15 protein-coding genes and 1 tRNA gene are annotated in these 21,732 nt (G+C 47.0%); 10 read left to right on the forward strand and 6 right to left on the reverse strand.

The annotated features are described in order from the left end of the window. Window positions 1–75 precede the first annotated feature (75 nt). Window positions 76–4,674: a glutamate synthase large subunit gene (gene gltB, locus QZV86_RS01350; protein ID WP_295623487.1), complete on the reverse strand. Its 4,599-nt coding sequence runs from the start codon at window positions 4,672–4,674 to the stop codon at window positions 76–78. A gap of 612 nt (window positions 4,675–5,286) precedes the next feature. Between gltB and QZV86_RS01355 the strand changes: the two genes are divergently transcribed. Both QZV86_RS01355 and QZV86_RS01360 read left to right on the forward strand, forming a co-directional pair. After that, window positions 5,287–6,516, forward strand: a complete 1,230-nt coding sequence (locus QZV86_RS01355) for an aspartate kinase (RefSeq protein ID WP_295623488.1) — start codon at window positions 5,287–5,289, stop codon at window positions 6,514–6,516. 57 nt (window positions 6,517–6,573) lie between these two features. Next, window positions 6,574–6,666: transfer RNA gene (locus tag QZV86_RS01360), tRNA-Ser, on the forward strand. Window positions 6,667–6,719: 53 nt separating this feature from the next. On the opposite strand, the gene arfB is transcribed toward QZV86_RS01360, so the two are convergent. Together arfB and QZV86_RS01370 are read right to left on the reverse strand one after the other, a co-directional pair. Beyond that, complete coding sequence (gene arfB, locus QZV86_RS01365; RefSeq protein WP_295623489.1) at window positions 6,720–7,136, reverse strand: alternative ribosome rescue aminoacyl-tRNA hydrolase ArfB; 417 nt, start codon at window positions 7,134–7,136, stop codon at window positions 6,720–6,722. Between the two features lie 26 nt (window positions 7,137–7,162). Then, window positions 7,163–7,765, reverse strand: a complete 603-nt coding sequence (locus tag QZV86_RS01370; protein WP_295623490.1) for a nitroreductase family protein — start codon at window positions 7,763–7,765, stop codon at window positions 7,163–7,165. A 202-nt stretch (window positions 7,766–7,967) separates the two neighbouring features. Here QZV86_RS01370 and QZV86_RS01375 point away from each other — a divergent pair, with 202 nt between their 5' ends. From QZV86_RS01375 to QZV86_RS01410, 8 genes are all read left to right on the forward strand, one after another. Continuing rightward, complete coding sequence (locus QZV86_RS01375; RefSeq protein ID WP_295623491.1) at window positions 7,968–9,503, forward strand: class I SAM-dependent DNA methyltransferase; 1,536 nt, start codon at window positions 7,968–7,970, stop codon at window positions 9,501–9,503. Continuing rightward, window positions 9,500–10,726 (forward strand): restriction endonuclease subunit S, encoded by a 1,227-nt coding sequence (locus tag QZV86_RS01380; RefSeq protein ID WP_295623492.1) that lies wholly within the window; start codon window positions 9,500–9,502, stop codon window positions 10,724–10,726. Before QZV86_RS01375 ends, QZV86_RS01380 begins: the two co-directional genes overlap by 4 nt. Next, on the forward strand, window positions 10,723–11,649 hold the full coding sequence (gene rhuM / locus QZV86_RS01385) for a RhuM family protein (RefSeq protein ID WP_295623493.1): 927 nt from the start codon (window positions 10,723–10,725) through the stop codon (window positions 11,647–11,649). The genes QZV86_RS01380 and rhuM overlap by 4 nt, the downstream gene beginning before the upstream one ends. A gap of 74 nt (window positions 11,650–11,723) precedes the next feature. Beyond that, complete coding sequence (locus QZV86_RS01390) at window positions 11,724–11,930, forward strand: type II toxin-antitoxin system VapB family antitoxin (protein ID WP_295623494.1); 207 nt, start codon at window positions 11,724–11,726, stop codon at window positions 11,928–11,930. After that, window positions 11,927–12,301, forward strand: a complete 375-nt coding sequence (locus QZV86_RS01395; protein WP_295623495.1) for a type II toxin-antitoxin system VapC family toxin — start codon at window positions 11,927–11,929, stop codon at window positions 12,299–12,301. The genes QZV86_RS01390 and QZV86_RS01395 overlap by 4 nt, the downstream gene beginning before the upstream one ends. Next, window positions 12,294–15,503, forward strand: coding sequence for a type I restriction endonuclease subunit R (locus QZV86_RS01400; RefSeq protein ID WP_295623496.1), 3,210 nt, complete (start codon window positions 12,294–12,296; stop codon window positions 15,501–15,503). Before QZV86_RS01395 ends, QZV86_RS01400 begins: the two co-directional genes overlap by 8 nt. A 180-nt stretch (window positions 15,504–15,683) precedes the next feature. Next, window positions 15,684–17,321, forward strand: coding sequence for a L,D-transpeptidase family protein (locus QZV86_RS01405; RefSeq protein ID WP_295623497.1), 1,638 nt, complete (start codon window positions 15,684–15,686; stop codon window positions 17,319–17,321). Window positions 17,322–17,367: 46 nt separating this feature from the next. After that, complete coding sequence (locus QZV86_RS01410; protein ID WP_295623498.1) at window positions 17,368–17,955, forward strand: DUF882 domain-containing protein; 588 nt, start codon at window positions 17,368–17,370, stop codon at window positions 17,953–17,955. A gap of 567 nt (window positions 17,956–18,522) precedes the next feature. Here QZV86_RS01410 and QZV86_RS01415 read toward each other — a convergent pair. The 3 genes from QZV86_RS01415 to QZV86_RS01425 all read right to left on the reverse strand — a co-directional run bounded on the left by QZV86_RS01415 (window position 18,523) and on the right by QZV86_RS01425 (window position 21,490). Continuing rightward, window positions 18,523–20,235, reverse strand: a complete 1,713-nt coding sequence (locus QZV86_RS01415; protein WP_295623499.1) for an NAD(P)-binding protein — start codon at window positions 20,233–20,235, stop codon at window positions 18,523–18,525. 54 nt (window positions 20,236–20,289) lie between these two features. Beyond that, window positions 20,290–20,664, reverse strand: a complete 375-nt coding sequence (locus QZV86_RS01420) for a DUF6394 family protein (RefSeq protein WP_295623500.1) — start codon at window positions 20,662–20,664, stop codon at window positions 20,290–20,292. Window positions 20,665–21,208: 544 nt separating this feature from the next. Then, on the reverse strand, window positions 21,209–21,490 hold the full coding sequence (locus QZV86_RS01425) for a high-potential iron-sulfur protein (protein ID WP_295623501.1): 282 nt from the start codon (window positions 21,488–21,490) through the stop codon (window positions 21,209–21,211). Between the last annotated feature and the right edge of the window lie 242 nt (window positions 21,491–21,732).

Genomic DNA, 21,732 nt, shown 5'->3' on the forward strand with positions numbered 1-21,732 from the left:
CTCTCCATTTAAAATTAAAAGTTAAAAATGCAGAAGCTCATCTTCTCCTTCAATTTTTAACTTTTAATTTTCAATTCACACCGTGCCCGCTTGGCGTTCACTAAGTTTTTTGGCCGCTTCTTCAATTTCGTTCATCTTGCCTAGCGCATTGCGGTAGTCGATCGGCATCACTTTGACGAACCAGCAAAGCTCCTTCTCGAAATCGTTCAGGATCGACTTCGCACGGACTGATCCGGTCAGTTCGTGGTGGCTTTCCAAGAGGGTCTTGATCGTTTCACGGTCGTAATCCTCGTCGGGTTTTTCCAGCTCTACCGTCTCGGTATTGCACAGAAGCGGGAACTGACCATTGTTGTCGTAAACGTAGGCGATCCCGCCGCTCATGCCGGCGGCGAAGTTGCGCCCAGTTGAGCCGATGACGACGACTCGTCCACCGGTCATATATTCGCAACCGTGATCACCGATGCCTTCGACAACTGCCTTGACGCCTGAGTTACGGACGCAGAAGCGTTCGCCGACGACGCCGCGGATATAGACTTCGCCTGCAGTTGCACCGTAGCAGATCACGTTGCCGGCAATGATGTTTTCCTCAGCCTTGAATGTTGCTTCCTTTGGTGGGAAGAGGACAATCTTTCCGCCGGAAAGTCCCTTGCCCAGGTAGTCATTACTGTCTCCTTCCAACATCAGCGTGATGCCGCGAGCGAGAAAGCATCCGAAGCTCTGCCCGGCCGATCCGGTGAACTTGAATGTGATCGTGTCGTCCGGAAGCCCGGTGTGCCCGTATTTCAGGGCGATCTGGTGCGACAGCATCGTACCCACAGTGCGGTTGATGTTCTGGATCTCAAGGTTGGCCACAACCTTCTCTCCGTGCTCAATTGCCCGTGCCGCCAGCTTAATGAGCTGGTTGTCCAACACCCGCTCCAGTCCATGCTCCTGCTTCTGTATGCAGCGAACAGCCACATTCGCAGCGGTCTGGGGTTTGTGCAGGATCACGTCCAAGTTCAGATTCCTCGCCTTGTAATGGTTTGAGACATCGATGAATTCCAGCAACTGCGTCTGTCCGACCATGTCTTCAAACTTCCGCAATCCCATCTCGGCCATGTATTGCCGCACTTCTTCGGCAATAAAGAAAAAGAAATTGATGACGTGTTCCGGCTTGCCGGCGAATTTCTTGCGCAGCTCGGGATCCTGAGTCGCCACGCCGACTGGGCAGGTGTTTAGATGACAGACTCGCATCATGATGCATCCAGAGGCAATCAGCGGTCCGGTGGAGAAACCAAATTCTTCCGCTCCAAGCAGTGCTCCGATGATGACATCGCGACCGGTCTTGAGTTGTCCATCCGTTTGCACGATCACACGTCCGCGCAGGTTGTTCATCACTAGAACTTGCTGCGTTTCGGCAAGTCCCAGTTCCCACGGGATGCCCGCGTACTTGATACTGGTCAGCGGCGCAGCACCCGTCCCGCCGGAATCGCCGGAGATCAGAATGTGATCCGCTTTGCTCTTGGCGACGCCAGCCGCGACGGTTCCGACTCCGACCTCACTGACTAGCTTCACGCTGACGCGCGCATTGGGATTGGAGTTCTTCAGATCGTGGATGAGCTGGGCTAGATCTTCAATCGAATAAATATCATGATGCGGTGGTGGTGAAATCAATCCGACGCCGGGCATCGAGTGCCTGATCTTCCCGATATACGCATCCACCTTATGCCCCGGCAATTGTCCACCTTCGCCGGGCTTGGCGCCTTGGGCCATTTTGATCTGCAATTCATCGGCGTTGGCCAGGTATTCAGTGGTGACGCCGAACCGTGCGCTCGCCACCTGCTTGATGGCACTGCGACGGAAAATGACGTTGCCGTTTGCATCCGGCTGCGGATCGGGCTGGAAGCGCCGCGGGTCTTCACCTCCTTCGCCGGTGTTACTCTTGCCGCCGATGCGGTTCATGGCAATGGCCAGGTTCTCGTGGGCTTCGGTACTGATTGATCCGAGAGACATCGCGCCGGTGACGAATCGCTTGACGATCTCCTTAGCCGGCTCGACTTCTTCCAGCGGAATCGGATTGGCCACTTTCTTGAAGTTAAGTAACCCGCGCAAAGTGCATCGGTTGCGCGCTTCGTCGTTCAACAACCCGGTGTATTCCCTGAATTTCTTGTATCCGTCAATGGGTTTCTCGACTCCCACTCGAACCGAATCCTGGAGCTTGGCCACCGTCTCGGGATTCCACATGTGGTATTCACCGTCACGGCGCCACTGATATAGTCCGCCGGTGTCCAATACCTGCCCATTCACTTGGACCGGCGGGAATCCACGGCGATGCCGTTCCAGCGATTCACGAGCGATGATCTCCAGCCCGACTCCCTTGATACGTGATGATGTGCCGGTAAAATACCGATCGATCACCCCCTTGCAAAGACCAATCGCTTCAAAAATCTGAGCGCCTCGATAGCTCTGCACCGTACTGATTCCCATTTTTGACGCGACCTTGAGGATCGCCTTGTTGGCCGCTTTGATATAGTTGCATTGCGCTTTCTCCAATTTCAGGTCCTTGGGGAGCAGTCCATCCTTATCTAGCCCTGCCAGCGTCTCGAAAGACAGATACGGATTCACCGCCCCGGCTCCGTACCCAATGAGCAGACAGAGGTGATGCGCCTCGCGCGCCTCGCCGGTTTCGACCACCAAGCCGCATTGCGTGCGCGTACCTTCGCGGATCAGGTGATGATGCACTGCCGCGGTCGCCAGAAGGCTGGGAATCGGCGCGTTCCAGGCATCCACGCCCCGGTCCGACAGGATCAAGAGAGATGCGCCTTCCTTGACCGCACGGGCCGCCCTCTCCATCAATTCTTCCAGTGCCCGCTGCAGACCCGCTTCGTCTTCGCTGACCTTGAAGAGCATCTCGAGCGTCACCGCTCGTAATTTTCCGATTGCTACTTCCCGTAGCTTTTCCAGATCAGCGTTACTGATGATCGGACTCTTGAGCTTGATCAAATGCGCTGCATCCGGTGTCTCATCCAGTAGGTTTCCTTCACATCCGATGTATGTATATGTCGATGTAACCAGTTCCTCCCGGATCGCATCCAGTGGCGGATTGGTCACCTGAGCAAAGAGTTGCTTGAAATAATTGTAGAGTAATTGCGGCTTCTCGGAAAGACACGCCAACGGCGTGTCCGTTCCCATCGAGCCGATCGCCTCGGCCCCACTGGCGGCTATCGGCATCATGATCAGCTTCAGGTCTTCATACGTATATCCAAACGCGTGTTGCCGCATTATTAACGTCGCGTGATCCGACTGATGCACTTTGCTTGGAGCTGGAAGGTTATCCAACTCGATCAGGTTTTCTTCCAACCACCTTTTCCAAGGCCGTTTGTTTACCAGTTGCCGCTTGATCTCGCTGTCATCAATAATCCGACCTTGTTTGGAATCGATCAGAAAAATCTTGCCCGGCTGCAACCGCCACTTCCGCGCCACGTTCTCCGGCGGGATCGATAGCACGCCCACTTCGCTGGCCATGATTACCAAATCATCCTTCGTCACGTAGTATCGCGACGGCCGAAGCCCATTTCGATCCAACATCGCTCCGACGAGCGCGCCATTCGTAAAGGCAATCGAGGCCGGTCCATCCCACGGTTCCATCAGGCAGGCGTGATACTCGTAAAACGCCTTGAGATCCTTATCCATCTGATCGTGACTCTGCCATGCTTCCGGGATGAGCATCAGCATCGCATGGGGCAGGCTCCGACCGTTTACGCACAGAAATTGGAGCGCATTGTCCAGCGTGGTCGAATCCGAGCCGGATTCTGTCAGGATCGGAAACATCTTCTGGAGCTCATCCCCGAATACTTCCGATTGTAAGGAACCATATCGCGCCCGCATCCAGTTGCGGTTGCCGCGCAGCGTGTTGATCTCGCCGTTGTGAGCCAAGTAGCGATACGGATGCGCCAGTCGCCAGGATGGAAAGGTATTGGTCGAGAATCGCGAATGAACGATCGCCAGCGATGATAGGAAATCCGCATCCGACAAATCCGGGAAATACAACCGAACCTGGGAAGCTGTCAACATCCCTTTGTAGATTATCCGATTGGCCGACAGGCAGCTGATGTGGAAATTCTCCACGGCTTCTGGCGGGAAATTACCGAACTCGATCGTATTCTCGGTTCGCTGGCGCACCAGGTATAGCCGCCGATCAAAGTCATGCCGGTTGTAAAAACTCTCTCCCATCCCGACAAAGATTTGCCGGATCACTGGCTCCACCTTGCGCGGACTCGGCCCGCACGCCTTGGAGTTGACCGGCACATCCCGCCAACCCAGCACCACCATCTCGAAATCGACCGCGATTTTCCCCATCGCTTGTTCGCACAACTTACGAGTAGCTGTGTCCTTGGGCAGAAAGACCATCCCCACGCCATACTGCCCCAGTTGTGGTAACTCGATACCAAGCTTCTTGGCTTCCCGCCGGATGAATTTATCCGGCATCCGACACATAATCCCGGCACCATCCCCTGAATCCGGCTCGCATCCACAGGCGCCACGGTGTTCCATGTTTTCCAGCATTTTTAGGGATTGATCAACGATGGAATGAGAGTCCTTTCCCTTGATGTGGGTGATGAACCCGACACCGCAGGAGTCATGGTCGAATTGTGGATCGTATAGGCCCTGTGCGGGCGGATAGCCTTTTGTCATCGTTTTAGTCGCTCTAATTCTGGGTTAGCTCCAGCCAGACAAATTCCAGAATTATGATCATAGCGGATGAGAGGGGAGAATCCAAACATTTGGGTGCTAATCAACAAAAGACTCTAAAGTTTCGCAGGATTTATTGGAACATTTGTTGTTAACGTGTCGTGTGCGAATTATTATTTTAAGCCGCAACTGGTAAATCAAACAAACCGCTACGGTAAAACTCCCAGTGGAAATTTCTCAAGGGCATCAATTTATTTGCAATAATGTCATTAGATGCCTTTTGATTTGGCGTTTTCTTACTCGGGATCGTCTAGAAACTCAAATCATCAAGAACCCCATTTTTATAGACACTGATTTTCCCGACAGCTTGACTGGAATAATTGTTGTTCGATACTTCTTCAGGGACGGCTATCTAATATTCAACGCTATATCATCAATAAAGATGTCCAGACTAATTACCATATCGATTTGTATTTACATATGATTAATTATGGCATGCTTAATATATGAAAAAAGAATTTAATTCATTCAAAAAAGCTAAATCTAGTTTTCTTTGGGGGAAATGTGTAAAATCTTGCGGTTTTCCAATTCAGAAATTAAGCGAGTCATTAGTCTGTGGCATTCTACGTACAAAAATATGGTGGCACATCAGTCGGAAGTACCGAACGGATCAAGAATGTTGCCCGTAGAGTGGCAAAATTTCACTCGCAAGGACACCAGATTGTAGTTGTCGTTTCAGCCATGAGTGGTGAAACCAATCGCTTGATCGCATTGGCCCACGAAGTACAACAGAATCCTGATCCGCGCGAATTAGATGTAATGGTCTCCACCGGCGAGCAAGTATCCATTTCATTATTAGCAATGGCATTAATGGAACTTGATATCAAAGCCAAAAGCTATACAGGATCTCAAGTTAAAATTTTAACTGACAGCACACACACGAAAGCGCGAATATTAAATATTGACGAGGGCAGAATCCGGGCTGATCTTGCTGCCGGTTATGTGGTAGTTGTTGCGGGATTTCAAGGTGTAGACGAGCAAGGCAGCATTACAACACTTGGCCGAGGCGGATCTGACACTACTGGAGTAGCACTGGCCGCGGCTCTAAAGGCTGACGAATGTCAAATTTATACTGATGTTGATGGAATTTACACGACAGATCCACGTGTTGTAGCAGAAGCAAGAAGGTTAAACACCATAACCTTTGAAGAAATGCTCGAAATGGCAAGCCTTGGCTCCAAGGTCTTGCAGTTAAGGTCTGTCGAATTTGCTGGAAAATATAAAGTGAAACTGAGAGTTTTATCGAGTTTTGAGGATGAAGGTCAAGGCACTTTGATTACTTTTGAGGAAGATGAAAATATGGAGCAGGCAGTCATTTCAGGGATCGCATTTAATCGCGACGAGGCAAAAATTACTGTATTAGGTGTTCCAGATCATCCTGGCATTGCTTATCAAATTCTTGGACCCGTCGCAGATGCGAATATCGATGTGGATATGATCATACAAAACGTAGGTCATGATGGTCTGACAGACTTCTCATTTACTGTTCATCGTAATGAATTTAACAATACGATGAATATTTTGAAAGAAAAAATTCAACCTCATATTGGTGCACGTGACGTACTCGGAGGTGATAGAATTGCGAAAGTATCAGTTGTGGGCGTTGGAATGCGCTCGCATGCTGGCATTGCCAGCAAAATGTTCCGGGTATTAGCAGAAGAAGGAATTAATATACAAATGATCGCCACTTCTGAAATAAAAATATCAGTTGTGGTTGATGAAAAATATATGGAATTAGCAGTCCGGGTTCTGCACAAAGCATTTGATCTTGAGCAAGCACCCTGAACTAAATCTTAGGAATTGATCAAGAAACTATCATACGATTGTATTCAATCTATTAACGGAGAGATGGCCGAGTGGTCGAAGGCGCTCCCCTGCTAAGGGAGTATAGGCACAAAAAGCTTATCGAGGGTTCGAATCCCTCTCTCTCCGCCAAAAAACTCACGACACTGAGTTACCTGATACCGGGGTAAATCCTCAGATTATTATTACGCCTCCTCCACCTTGCCGCGTAGCGACTTTTTCCGGCCCTGAATCGTTTTTCCTTCCAAACGCCTGATCCTGGATGCCTTTGTTGGTTGAGTGGGTCTGCGTGGTTTCATCTCAACTATGACGCTGTTGATCATCGCTTGCAGCCGATTAAGCGCGTCTTCCTTGTTCTTGATCTGGCTACGAGACCGCTGCGCCTTGATGATGACAATGCCATCACTGGAAATCCGACTATCCTTTAAATTCAACAGCCTTTCTTTGTAAGGTTCTGGCAATGACGACGCATTGATATCGAAACGCAAATGGATCGCGGTCGACACTTTATTCACGTTTTGTCCGCCAGCGCCTTGCGAGCGCACGGCCTGGATTTCGATCTCAGTCAGCGGTATAGCAATATTATTCAATAGCATTAACATGATCAGTCACTCAACTACCACTTCCCTTATGATGCGCCTGATTCGTTTGCAATGGGATCAGGCAATCCCTTCGGATATCCAACGATCTGTGACAGCAGCACTTGCTGATCATGCGTCAATCCCGGCGCATCGGTAATCGCACCAGCCGCTACCGATGCATACGATTCTCGCTGCCCCACCGGTACGCGGTTCATTCGCGTGTGGTCGGCCACGTAAACCAAATCCAGCGGCGCCTCATCGACAAAATCCTGGTAACCGGTAATGCGCCTCAAGTCATCGATCGCCACCAAATGCAGTTCATTGAGAGCCGCATCATAGCGGTATGCTCCTGATGGCAATGCTAGAAATACATCAATTTCCTGGGCATTCAGTGCGGAAGGCGTCGTGCACCCTCCATCAGTGCGATTAATGCCATTGGCTGCCCAGAGCAGATTTGAAAGCAACTGCAAAGACAATGGATTGGATGCAAAATCGCGAGAAGAATGGCGCAGTTTCAATGCCTCCATTAATGGCAGACCACCGTGTTTCTCGGGTAGCGGCAATGCAATGGATTGTATCGCGTCACCCGTTGCCGGCTTGGGTCGCAACTGCCCCATCATACCCGGTACAAATTTGGTTAACGTATTCATAATAATACCCTATATGCTGTAGACGACAGGATACATGCTTCAATAGCCAAGCCTAATCATTTCTGCAAATTAGACTCTGACTTCTGAAGCGACTGCAGAAAATTTGAAGTTGTTTAAATTTTATGTCATAAACTTCCGGATAAATTCAATTCAATCGCACCTCTCGCTGTTTATCGCGAGGCTAAAAGGAAAAAATTCAACCATGGCTAAAGCCAAAGAAGCCAAAACAGAACCCTTGGAAAAGCAGCTCTGGAAAGCTGCCGACAAGTTACGCAAAAACATTGATGCAGCGGAATACAAGCATGTGGTGCTGGGACTCATGTTCCTGAAATACATCTCGGATGCGTTCGAGGAATTGTACCACCGGCTCAACGCGGGTGAAGGTGATTTCGCCGGAGCCGACCCGGAAGATAAGGATGAATACAAAGCAGAGAATGTTTTCTTTGTTCCTGCGGAATCGCGCTGGTCGCATCTGGTGGCACAAGCCAAACAACCCGACATCGGCACTTATGTGGATGCCGCCATGGATGCGATTGAAAAAGAAAATTCCTCGCTTAAAGGCGTATTGCCCAAAGTCTACGCTCGCCAGAACCTCGATCCGACATCACTGGGTGAACTGATCGACCTGATCGGCAATATCGCGCTGGGTGATGCCAAAGCGCGTAGTCAAGATGTGCTCGGTCATGTGTTTGAATATTTCCTCGGTGAGTTTGCGTTGGCTGAAGGTAAGCAAGGTGGCCAGTTTTATACCCCGCGCAGCATTGTTGAATTGCTGGTAAAAATGTTGGAGCCTTACAAAGGGCGCGTATTTGATCCATGCTGCGGCTCCGGCGGCATGTTCGTGCAATCGGAAAAGTTTGTCGAGGAGCATCAGGGCCGCATCAACGATATTTCCATTTACGGGCAGGAAAGCAATCAGACCACCTGGCGGCTGGCGAAAATGAACCTGGCCATTCGCGGCATCGACAGTTCGCAAGTGAAATGGAATAACGAAGGCTCGTTCCTCAACGATGCCCACAAAGACCTGAAAGCCGATTTCATCATCGCCAATCCACCGTTCAACGTCAGCGACTGGAGCGGCGAACAACTGCGTGGTGATGCGCGTTGGCAATATGGCACTCCGCCTTCTGGAAATGCCAACTTTGCCTGGCTGCAGCATTTTGTCTATCATTTATCTCCCACCGGCATGGCTGGCGTAGTACTCGCCAAAGGTGCACTTACGTCCAAAACCTCCGGCGAAGGAGAAATCCGCAAAAACCTGATCGCCGATGGCAATCTGATCGACTGCATTGTGAATCTACCTGCCAAGCTGTTTCTGAATACCCAAATTCCTGCAGGACTGTGGTTCATGAATCGTGCGCGCAACAATGGCCACCCGCGTAAAAATGAAATCCTGTTCATCGATGCGCGTAACCTCGGCCATTTGATCAATCGTCGAACCCTTGAACTGTCTCATGAGGATATCCAGAAGGTTGCCGACACTTACCATGCTTGGCGTACTGGTGAAGGAGAATATGCGGATATCAAAGGATTTTGTGCATCCACGTCTATTGAGCGTGTGAAAGAATTGGATTATGTGCTGACACCTGGACGCTATGTTGGCTTGCCGGATGAAGAAGATGATTTTAATTTCTCCGAACGATTTGCTTCACTGAAGGCAGAATTTGAGGCGCAGTTGCAGGAAGAAGCTAAGCTCAATCAGGCGATTGTTGAAAGTTTGGCGAGGGTGAAGGTGTGAGTGAGTGGAGTGATACTGATTTTGGGAAAATTCCAAAAAATTGGAATCTAATGAAGATTGCTGACATAAAAGGAATTGATAAACGTTCCATAGCAATGGGGCCTTTTGGTTCAAATATTAAAGCCGAGAATTTCGTATCTAGTGGTGTTCCCATAATTCGAGGAACAAATCTTAATTATGCTAAATATGTTGCAGGAGTATTTGTATATTTGACCGATGAAAAAGCGGATGAATTGTTGGGAAGTAATTGTCGGCCAGGTGATTTAGTCTTCACTCACAGAGGCACAATTGGGCAAGTAGGTCTAATTCCCAATAATAAATACGAAAGATATGTTATTTCCCAATCAGGAATGAAACTTACAGTCAATCCAACGCTGATAGATAATGAGTATCTCTTCTATTTTTTTAAGTCTGAATTTGGCCAATTCCAAATATTAAAATATGAATCCCAAGTTGGTGTTCCATCAATAAGTAACCCACTGACTTCTCTAAAGGAAATTGAAATTCCTGTGCCGCCACTTCCAGAACAACGCGCCATCGCCGCCGTCCTTTCCGGCCTTGACGACAAAATCGACCTGCTGCACCGCCAGAACAAAACCCTCGAAGCTATGGTTGAAACGCTGTTTAGGCAGTGGTTTGTGGAGGAAGCGGAAAATGATTGGAAGAATGGAGTTTTAAGTGACGAATTTGATTTTACAATGGGACAATCACCACAAGGAACTTCATTTAATCAAGAAGGGTTTGGTATGCCTATGTTTCAAGGAAATGCTGATTTTGAATTTAGATTTCCTAAAGAACGAGTGTTTACAACAGAACCAACACGCCTTGCCAAAAAATACGATACCTTAATAAGTGTAAGAGCTCCTGTCGGCGCTCAAAACATGGCAATAAAGGAATGCTGCATAGGTCGTGGTGTTGCCGCTTTTCGCTATAAATCTAATTCTGGATATTACACATATACCTATTTCAAACTTCGTTCTTTAATGAAAGAGATTCAACAATTCAATGATGAAGGAACTGTATTTGGATCAATAAGTAAAGGAGATTTTGAAGCATTAGAAATAACAATACCGTCAAGAACTATAATTGATAGCTTTGAATCAATGACGAAACCTATAAACGACAAAATTATTGAATCCTGTCTTCAAATCCAGACCCTCGAAACCCTCCGCGACACCCTGCTCCCTAAACTGATGAGTGGCGCAGTACGGGTGGCCGTATGAATACTCAAGATCAGATTACTATTTATCAATCCGCCGATGGCAACGTGCAGCTTGAGGTTACGCTGGATCAAGACACGGTTTGGCTGACTCAGCGCCAGCTATCGTCTTTGTTTGATAAGGATGTGCGCACCATCAATGAGCACATTCACAATGTGCTTGCAGAACAGGAACTCGCTGCTGAAGCAACTATCCGGAAATTCCGGATAGTTCAACAGGAAGGCGAGCGCACGGTCAACCGCGAGATTGAGCATTACAATCTGGACATGATCATTTCCGTCGGTTATCGCGTCAATTCCAAAAAAGGCACGCAATTCCGTATCTGGGCTAGCAACATTCTCAAGCGCTACCTGGTGCAAGGTTATGCGCTGAATGAACAAAAACTTCAGACGCAACAGCAAAAACTCGCGGATTTAAAACAGGCGATTGCCTTGTCATCCCGCTTGTTCCGGCAGCAAGACCTGACCGTTTCCGATTCGCAAGGCATCTTGTCGATCCTGGAGCAATACAGCCACGCGCTGACGGTGCTGGATGATTACGATCATCAGCGTTTACAGGTGACCGAAATCCAGCAAACCGGGCAATGCAGAATTGCCTACGATGAAGCAATCCAGCAAATCCGGCTGTGGCGTGTACAGGAGAAACTAAGTGGATTGTTCGGCAACGAAAAGGATAATTCCTTCAAAAGCTCATTGGAAACTATTTACCAAACATTTGGCGGCAAGGAACTCTATCCGAGTATTGAAGAAAAAGCGGCTAATTTACTGTATTTCATCGCCAAGAATCACTCCTTTTCCGATGGCAACAAACGCATCGCCGATAATGCCCTGGTTGCGTTTACCTTGCTGATTGCCGAGAGCAAACCCGAGGAAAAAGATACCATGGTGAAAGTCATCATCAATTTGATCAATGGCAATAATTCGTGAGCAAAGGTTTTCTCTCCTACTTGCTTCCATACACAAGAAAGCGCATCATTCGATGACATATCTGGAGACAAATCATGAGAACCACTATCGTATTGGATGATGAATTACTGGAAAAAGCACAAGCCTTAACCCAGGTCCAGGAAAAATCCGCACTGGTTAAAGAAGCCTTGAAAGCCCTGATCGAACGCGAAAGCGCCAAAAGACTGGCCAATTTAGGTGGCAGCGAACCACAACTGAACGCAATTCCACGCCGACAAACCAGTCAGTCAAAACCTGAATGATTCTGGTCGACACCTCGGTCTGGATTAACCATCTGCGCGGTAACGATCCCTATTTAGTCCGCCTGCTGACTGAGAACAAAGTATTGTGCCACCCTTTTGTACGTGGCGAACTGGCGTTAGGCAACTTGCGTCAACGCGCAGAAATTCTGACCGCGCTGGATAACTTGCCGCAAGCCCCTATTGCTTCTACCGATGAAGTGAATTATTTCATTGAACAACAGGCACTGATTGGTATGGGCATTGGATTGATCGATGTTCATTTATTAGCTTCAACACAATTATCCGGCAACACCCGATTGTGGACGCAGGATAAGCGGCTCCTGGCTGCGGCATCACGTCTTAACTTGTCGGCATCTGTTCCCAATGACTAAGCTCACCGAATCCGCCATCGAAGCATTAGCCATTCAGCTGTTTGAACAGCTCGGTTACAGTCACATCCATGCACCCAATATCGCCCCCGATGGCGATCATCCCGAGCGCACCCGCTATGATGAGGTATTGCTCACTGGTCGTTTGGAAAAGGCGCTCAATCGCATCAATCCAGGTCTATCTGTCATAGTTTTGCAGGCTGCCCTGAAAGAGATAGAACGCATTCATTCCCCCGAATTACTCACGAACAACGAAACATTTCATCGCCTGCTCACCGAAGGCGTCAAAGTCAGCTTTCAACATGAAGGCAACGAACGTGGCGATATCGTTTGGTTGATTGATTTTGAAAACCCTGGCAATAACGAATTTGCCGTAGCCAATCAGTTCACCGTGATTGAAAACAACCAGAACAAGCGCCCGGATCTGGTGCTGTTTATCAATGGCATTCCACTGGTGGTGATTGAACTCAAAAATGCTGCCGATGAAAACGCCAACCTCCATTCTGCATTGCGGCAACTGGAAACCTACAAACGCAGCATCCCCAGTTTGTTTACCTATAATGCGCTTTTAGTGCTCTCGGATGGACTGGAAGCCAAAGCGGGTTCGCTGTCAGCAGGTTTCAGCCGTTTCATGACCTGGAAAACCGCCGATGGCAAGATCGAAGCCTCGCATCTGGTGAGCCAACTGGAAACCTTGATTAAAGGAATGCTGAACAAAAGGACTTTGCTCGACCTGGTGCGGCATTTTGTGGTGTTTGAGAAATCCAGGAAAGAAGATACGCAGACCGGCGTGATCAGTATCAGCACAGTGAAAAAGATTGCCGCCTATCACCAGTATTACGCGGTGAATGCCGCCGTGGCTTCCACCTTGCGTGCGACCGACATCAGCATGGGTTCAAAAATCATGCAAAGGCCGGCCAGTTATGGTTTGCCGGACGTAGCGCAGCAACCCCAGGGAGATAAAAAAGCCGGTGTCGTGTGGCACACGCAAGGCAGCGGCAAATCGTTGTCGATGGTGTTTTATACCGGCAAGATCGTGCTGGCGCTGAATAATCCCACCATTGTGGTGATTACCGACCGCAACGATCTGGACGATCAGTTGTTCGATACTTTTGCCGCCTGCAAACAATTGCTGCGTCAGGAACCGAAACAAGTCGAGAACCGTCAGCAATTGAAGGAGTTGCTGCGCGTAGCATCCGGTGGCGTGATTTTCACCACGATCCAAAAGTTTCAGCCGGAACAGGGCAATGTGTATGAAGAACTTTCTGATCGGCGCAACATTGTGGTGATCGCCGATGAAGCGCACCGCACGCAATATGGTTTCTCCGCCAAGACCGTGGATGACAAAAATGCCGCAGGTGACGTGATCGGCAAGAAAGTGGTGTACGGCTTTGCCAAATATTTACGCGATGCGTTGCCCAATGCGACTTATCTGGGATTTACCGGCACGCCGATTGAAAAGACCGACGTCAACACGCCAGCGGTATTCGGCAATTATGTGGATATTTACGATATTGCACAGGCGGTGGAAGATGGCGCCACGGTGCGCATCTACTATGAAAGCCGCTTGGCAAAAGTCGCCTTGAGCGAGGAAGGCAGGAAACTGATCAAGGAACTCGATGATGAATTGGATCAGGACGAACTGACCGATACGCAGAAGGCCAAAGCCAAGTGGACACAGATGGAAGCGCTGATAGGCAGCGAGCGCCGGATCCAGAACATTGCGCAGGATATCGTCAGCCATTTTGAAGCGCGCCAGGAAGTCTTCGCGGGTAAAGGCATGATTGTATGCATGTCGCGCCGGATTGCAGCTGATCTATACGGTGAGATCATCCAATTGAAGCCAACTTGGCATTCCGATGATTTGAACAAGGGTGTGATCAAGGTGGTGATGACAGCGGCATCCTCCGATGGCCCGACTATGGCGAAACACCACACCACCAAGCAGCAACGTAAGCTATTGGCTGAGCGCATGAAGGATAACAGTGATGAGATAAAACTGGTGATCGTAAGGGATATGTGGCTAACCGGATTCGATGCGCCGAGTATGCACACGCTGTATATCGATAAACCCATGAAAGGCCACAACCTGATGCAAGCCATCGCGCGGGTGAACCGGGTACACCATGACAAACCGGGCGGGCTGGTGGTGGATTACCTTGGCATTGCTTCTGATTTAAAAGAAGCGCTGTCGTTTTATTCCGATGCCGGCGGCAAAGGCGATCCGACCCTGCTGCAGGAACAGGCTGTACAGCTCATGCTGGAGAAACTTGAAGTGGTATCCGCCCTATATCACGGTTTTGCATATGAAGATTATTTTGCTGCGGATACATCCCAAAAGCTGGCGCTCATTTTAGCAGCTGAGGATCACATTCTCGGATTAAACGACGGCAAGAAACGCTATATCAATGAGGTGACTGCATTGTCTCAGGCGTTTGCCATTGCCATTCCTCATGAACAAGCGCTGGATGCGAAAGATGAAGTAGCATTCTTCCAGGCCGTTCAAGCACGCCTATCCAAGTTCGACGGCACAGGTAGCGGCAAAACTAATGAAGAGATTGAAACCACCATCCGGCAAGTGATTGACAGTGCGCTGGTATCCGAGCAGGTGATTGATGTATTCGATGCAGCCGGTATCAAGAAACCGGACATTTCCATCCTTTCCGAAGATTTCCTAGCAGAACTCAAAGGCTATCAGCACAAGAATGTTGCTTTGGAAGTATTGAAGAAGCTGCTCAATGATGAGCTCAGGGTACGTGCCAAGGTTAATCTAGTACAAAGCCGATCATTGATGGAGATGCTGGAAAATGCCATCAAGAAATATCACAGCAAAATCCTGACCGCCGCTGAAGTGATTGAAGAACTGATCAAGATCAGCAAGGAAATCGTGGCCTCTGACCAAGAAGCCAAGAAACTGGATTTAACCGAATTTGAGTACGCCTTCTACACCGCCGTCGCCAGTAACGACAGCGCCCGTGAGCTGATGCAAAATGACCAGTTGCGTGAACTGGCCATCGTACTGACCCAGCGCGTGCGTCAAAATGCCTCAATAGACTGGACCATCAAGGAAAGCGTGAAAGCCAAACTTAAAGTGATTGTCAAAAGAACGCTGCGGCAATTCGGCTATCCGCCCGACATGCAATTGCTGGCAACTGAAATGGTATTGAAGCAAGCGGAAATGATCGCCAATGAGTTGGCTGCCTGAGCCTCATCGGCGTCAATCAGCACTGCCAACTAAGACCTTGGTTCTTTGGTCTGAAATAACGATGAAAATCGACAAATACGAGGCAATTATCCCTCTCAAACGAGTATTTCAGTACATATCATTGATGTTAAAATCCTGGAATCTCATAACAATACATTGGCTCAACAAAGGAAATCCCGCGTGACACGCTACCAACTCAAAACATCTTTACTGACATTCCGGTTTCTTTGTTATCTTTTCTTTATATTGAATCCCATCAATGCAGTCGCACTACTGATTGATGCAAAGGAAATGGAGCGACAACTATTTATTCCTGCCGAGGGACTAAACAAAACTGGAGCGGCTGATTTACAACGATTTTATGCCGCCCGGAATTATCAACCGCTATGGATCTCGGGAACATCCGAATCACCTCAGCTCAAAATAGCCTTGGCATTCATTGCCAGCGCAGAAACCGAAGGATTAAACAGTCAGGATTATCAATTACAACAATTGACACAGCTGTTACAGCGTGCAGAACAATCTCCAGCAACAGCAACTGAGCTGGAAATCCGCACGACACACGCAGTATTTAAGCTAGCAAAAGATTTATCCCGCGGCCGTTTTTCCGCGACCGCAGCCGATCAGGATTGGCATATCCCGAAAGCCAATTTTGATGCCGTTGCATTCTTGCAAGAAGCCATACATGCCGGTTATTTGGAGCAGTCACTGCAAGAATTGCCTCCACAAACACTGAATTATCAATTACTCAAGCAGACCTTGGCACACTATCAGGGACTACTCAGAGATTCCATAGAATGGGTTCGTGTTCCCAGTTCACCGTCTATCCGGCCCGGTGATACCTATCCCAGCATTCCTTTGGTTCGCCAGCGCATGATGCAAGCATACGCGGCTGATGGTCTGTCTGAATTCAACCTGATTCCTAGTGCTAGTGAAAGCCAATACTACGATAGCGAACTGGTTAACGCCATCAAGGCCTTTCAGGAACAACATGGCCTCAATACAGATGGCATTATCGGGAAAAACACCATAAGCGCCTTGAATATTCCGCTCGAATGGAAAATACGCCAACTACGCATCAATATGGAACGCCTGCGCTGGTTACCCAGGAATCTGGGACAACGCCATCTGCTGATCAATACCGCTGGCTTCTACCTCACCGCCATTGAAAATGACGAACCAGTTCTGAATATGCGCATTATTGTCGGGCGGGATTACCGTTCAACCCCCAGTTTTAATGGCGCACTCTCATATATGGTGCTGAACCCTTATTGGAATGTTCCAGCCAGCATCGCTCGCAAAGATTTATTACCGAAGCAGCAGCAAGACCCCACTTACTTCTCTACCGCTGGATTCAAGGTTTTCCCCGCGCAAGAACGTGGCGCACAATCGATTGACCCGGATACCATCGACTGGAATGCAATTAAGAGAGGATTTCCCTATTTTCTGCGGCAGGATCCAGGGAGTCACAACTCACTGGGTAAAATTAAATTCATGTTCTCCAATCCATTCAGCATTTACTTGCACGACACGCCATCTAAGTCACTGTTTAACAAAGATATAAGAACCTTTAGTTCCGGCTGCATCCGCCTGGAGAAACCTTTCGAGCTGGCAGCTTTTGCCCTGAATCAACAAAGCTTGCCGGAAAAATTTAACGCGAATCTGGCAAGCGATAAAACCATTACTACCCATTTACCTAAACCATTACCGCTTTACTTGGTGTATATTACCGCCTGGGCTGATGAGCGCAGAAAAGTGCACTTCTACCCAGATATCTATGACCGTGATTTACGTGCGTTGCGTTATGCTCGTTGGTAAATTATTTTTCGCACACAATCGCAACATTTTCAGGAGAAAATAATCGATGATACGAAAATTTCTGGATCAAGCGTATTTATCAGAAACAGAACCTAGCCGCCGACGTTTTTTAAAAACCGGCTTAGGCGCATGTACTTTGTTAGCATTGCCAATGGCAGCAACATCCGTGCACGCCGCCATCAAAAAACCCTTAGAGAAAAAGCTGAGTTTTCTTAACCTACATACCGGTGAGCGTACCCGCGCGACCTTTTGGGCTAATGGCCGTTACATTCCGGAAGGCATGCGTGCCATCAATCAGGTATTGCGGGATCATCGTACCGGTGACCGACATTCCATCGATCCTACCTTATTTGATTTTCTTCATCTGCTACAACACAAATTAAGAACCAATCAAGAATTTCATGTAATCTCCGCGTACCGTTCTCCTGCCACCAATGCCAAACTGGCAGCACAGAGCGGCGGAGTTGCCAGAGACAGCATGCATACGCATGGAAAGGCCATCGATATTCGTCTGCCAGGACGAAAACTATCCGATTTACGCAGCGCGGCATTGTCATTACAAATAGGCGGTGTTGGCTATTATCCTTCGTCCAATTTTGTTCATTTGGATACGGGTAGAGTTCGATTCTGGTAAATTAAATCAGAAGCGAGTTGATGCTTTTGTCGCCTGGAATATAAAAGCTTCTGCATCCTGTAGAGAACCTAATATAACAAAGGCAGGGGTATGTCAACTTCTCCCAAAACTTACCTTGTTGCCGTCAACTTGTCGTCACTAAATTGCTTAAGCAGTTCTATATAAAATTGATCTCTTCATAGATAAATACCCCTTCCAGCATGGCTTTGCGCCGGCCCACTCGGGAAATAGATTCTTTTCAATGTGATGAAAAAGTAATACACTGCGAGGAGTTGTGGGTTGAATTATTTAAAAAATTAAATTTCGTGCTGCGCATGATTCGCGAACTCTTGAGCATAGATTATGATCGTTTCTTCGTCGGGAGCTATTACGTGTTCTGTATTTAACTCAATTTACTTTTAGAACGTCAGATATCGAGAGCCAATTTTGCTTTTATTGAAGAGCTGTATCGCATTTTTTTCGTATTACAGCATGTACGCAATAGTGTGTTGGTAGCGGAGATGCAAGATTTTATTTTCTGAGTAAATAAACTTGCAAAAGAAAAGGATTTACAGATTACTCGAATAATTAAGGAAGAATACCTGTTTTTTTCTTAAACTTCTTACTCAACCAACGCCATACCAAGCCATCCGCCATTACTTCTCCGCTAATTATATAACTTAAGGCTTTATAACTACCTAACACAAAAGATAATGTTTTTCTTGCATTCACCCGTCCACAAAATAATATTTGATCATGTTTTTTAACATGAAAGTCATAAGCAGGAAGCAACAATGGAATATCATCACGTAGCAACATTAAAGGCATGAGTTCCAGTTTTGAGTCACGGTTGCCAGGGTCACGTGCCAGATTATCAAGTGTCACAGTTACTCTCTGAGACAATAAAGTAATTACCGCCGAAGCATGAGAGTCATCAATCATGATCGTCCATGTCTCGGGCACTTGTTCTCCAATAGTGTTCACTAATCGACTTATTAATTGATTTGCCCAACCGTTAGTCTGGGTACGCACCAGAGATAGAAAACCAGCAAGCAACGGAGATATCATATGCGCCAAACATTCATGCGCAATAATGTTACTGGGTTGCATCGTAATGTTGGCTTTATAGTGGTCAAATAAAATATCGTTATAACGCTTGTTCTTGCGAATGACTACAAATAATTCTGGATTCATTTCTCGCGCAGTTATAACGATAGAAAGGTTGTTTACATCATTATCTGTTCCAGCGACAACACCAAGAGCATTTCTGATGTCAGCTTCTTCTAAAGTTTTAGACTCGGTGCCGCTCCCAATAATACACGCTTCACATCCTGTTAATTCAGGATTGGCCTCAATAATAGTGATAGCGATTTCTTCGCGTTGAAGACTTTTTACGACTGACTTTCCAAAGCGTCCATAACCACATACTACCCATTTACCAATAGGCGGACAATCTGGGGATAGGAGACTCTGTCCTGGGATACCAGTGAGCCATTCATGAAGCAGATAAACGCCGAGCGCATGTACTTGCATTGCCAAATGATCCCCGAACAGTGTGTATGGGTTAATAATATGATCTGTCTTAAAAGACTCCATATTGGCTGCTGTATCAGCATTCTCAGCCCTACCAAGAACCATCAAGGAGGGGTTTATTATTTTGGCTGCAATAGCCACCGCAAGATTTGCATGATCATTATTAGTCAATGCTGCGATCCCTGCACACATCGAATGGCCTATCCCCGCCTTAATCAAAACATCGGGCAGCTCAACATCAGCACATAATGCGGGAATATCATACTGATAATCTTCTAGCTCAAGATCATTGATTCGATCTTGCAAGATTTCGATCACGACAACTCTTATATGCTTGCGATCAAGTGAATTAACTAACAAGCTACCAGTCTCACCATATCCGCAAATAATATAGAAAGGGTCACGCAGGCGTGTGACCGCTTTAGTAAATCTTGATGTGGTAATAGCAATTTTTAAACTAACATCCTGAAACAGCGCGATGATATTACCAATAGCGTAGAACCACGAAATAACTGTCAGATAGATGGAGAATGTCATCCAAAGACGTTGGGCTGTACTGAATTCATGCGGTACTTCCCCAAAACCAATAGTAGTAGCGGTGTAGCTTATGATATAGAACGCCTGGAACAGCGATAGATAGAAAACTTCTCCCTCGATCTCAATACCTGGCATCAGCGTCATTCCAAAAACAGCTATACCGAAGCTGACAATTACTGCGATAAGAGGCGCGCGAATGCGCCGTAGAATGAGGAAAACGATATTATTCAAATTTGAATCTCAATGGATTCATAGTTAATTTTGATTAATTGTAAGATTAACTATTTAACGTCGAAGACTAAGCGTCTCAGCTATTAAAAGAATGACAGAGACAATATTTGCCAGCAAAGCTCCACCTGCCAATGAAACAACATGATTAATCATTGTGTATTCAGCAGGAGTATCGCCTACTGCGGCATAAAGAATTGCTGCCACAATTAGTTGCAAATCAGCAACCAAGCTTGTAGATAGGTGAACAGCTCCTATCTGGGTGCGATCTCCAAACTTTAATACCGTCGCAATGAGATTGACGATAATGGCGGCATACAATTCATACGGATGATGATGTGCGGGATTGTCAATGTCGCCAATGACAAATCCGAAATTAAGCGTCAATGCCAGTACGATAAAGAAACCAAAAACCACTTTTTCAAGATTCATATAAAATCTCTTTTAACATTCAATTGGTACGATATTAAATAATGAAGTGAAAATCAAATTGATAGGAGTCGCTCTTCCAAAGCCACCATTGATGCCAACAAGTTAATATACTAGACACAACTTGAAATTAATCGTGCAAAAACCACAGAATCCTGAATAGTTACTTTCTTCCAATATATACATAAAAAATTTCTAAAAAATATAGCATTGGAAAAACAATAAATTAAACTTGCCTTATCTTAACAAACTAATCAATCCATTATCCAGCTTGTCTTATACGCCCCTTGGAGTTCCGACGTGAACGGATGTCAATAGTGCGGATAGTTCCATTTTTTCTCTCGCGATTGATTATTTGATTATACCTTACCGAATTGAAATCAAATTTTGTTTAGCCATAAGGAGGAAATACAAATAAAGAAAATACGCCTTAGGGATCAGACTACTCACTTCTGCGAGCATATGCTTCGCACCGGTCAGCGAGCGTAACCCTTAGATGAAATAAAATTAAATGGCAATATTATAACTACAGAGTTGAGTGAATAATTTATGTTTTCTTGGCATAAGCAGTACACCAGCCTTGAGGACTAACGCTGCCTTCCACAACCTTGCACTCGCCTTTAGTTTCTGGTGTTTTACCCGGAACGAATTGCATACAGTTACTGCATTGCTCCTCTCCGTTTGGTTCGTCACGATATTTCATTAATCCCTTGGAAGCTTTTGCTGCTTGTGCTTGGTCAACTATGCTATTTACAATAGGAAAAGTGGCGCCTATCACCATGAATTTTATCATCTTACGTCGCGAGAATTTCTTTTCAAAGTAACTCATAGTCTCACCTCATTAGATTATCATGAAGCTTGCTTTAAAATACTATCAAAACATATATTTATAAGAATAAACGTAGGAACAAGATCGATTTGAATGATACCCTATAACGTTGAATAAATATAACGGTTTCTTAACACCGTCTTAATGAGAAGTGGCCTCACTTGATTGGACAATTTCTCCCCGGTAATATGCTGTTGAGCGTGCCACATCCAGTAGCTGACATTGCCTCACCAGCGGCAGTG

It is taken from the genome of uncultured Nitrosomonas sp. (assembly GCF_902826915.1).
Lineage (GTDB): Bacteria > Pseudomonadota > Gammaproteobacteria > Burkholderiales > Nitrosomonadaceae > Nitrosomonas.

Excerpts from the sequence above, each read along its gene's own strand:
- QZV86_RS01395 (WP_295623495.1), top strand. The coding sequence starts at position 11,927 with ATGATTCTGGTCGACACCTCGGTCTGGATTAACCATCTGCGCGGTAAC.
- QZV86_RS01375 (WP_295623491.1), top strand. The coding sequence starts at position 7,968 with ATGGCTAAAGCCAAAGAAGCCAAAACAGAACCCTTGGAAAAGCAGCTC.
- QZV86_RS01420 (WP_295623500.1), bottom strand. The coding sequence starts at position 20,664 with ATGAATCTTGAAAAAGTGGTTTTTGGTTTCTTTATCGTACTGGCATTG.
- rhuM (WP_295623493.1), top strand. The coding sequence starts at position 10,723 with ATGAATACTCAAGATCAGATTACTATTTATCAATCCGCCGATGGCAAC.
- QZV86_RS01425 (WP_295623501.1), bottom strand. The coding sequence starts at position 21,490 with ATGAGTTACTTTGAAAAGAAATTCTCGCGACGTAAGATGATAAAATTC.
- QZV86_RS01370 (WP_295623490.1), bottom strand. The coding sequence starts at position 7,765 with ATGAATACGTTAACCAAATTTGTACCGGGTATGATGGGGCAGTTGCGA.
- QZV86_RS01410 (WP_295623498.1), top strand. The coding sequence starts at position 17,368 with ATGATACGAAAATTTCTGGATCAAGCGTATTTATCAGAAACAGAACCT.
- gltB (WP_295623487.1), bottom strand. The coding sequence starts at position 4,674 with ATGACAAAAGGCTATCCGCCCGCACAGGGCCTATACGATCCACAATTC.
- arfB (WP_295623489.1), bottom strand. The coding sequence starts at position 7,136 with ATGTTAATGCTATTGAATAATATTGCTATACCGCTGACTGAGATCGAA.
- QZV86_RS01400 (WP_295623496.1), top strand. The coding sequence starts at position 12,294 with ATGACTAAGCTCACCGAATCCGCCATCGAAGCATTAGCCATTCAGCTG.
- QZV86_RS01390 (WP_295623494.1), top strand. The coding sequence starts at position 11,724 with ATGAGAACCACTATCGTATTGGATGATGAATTACTGGAAAAAGCACAA.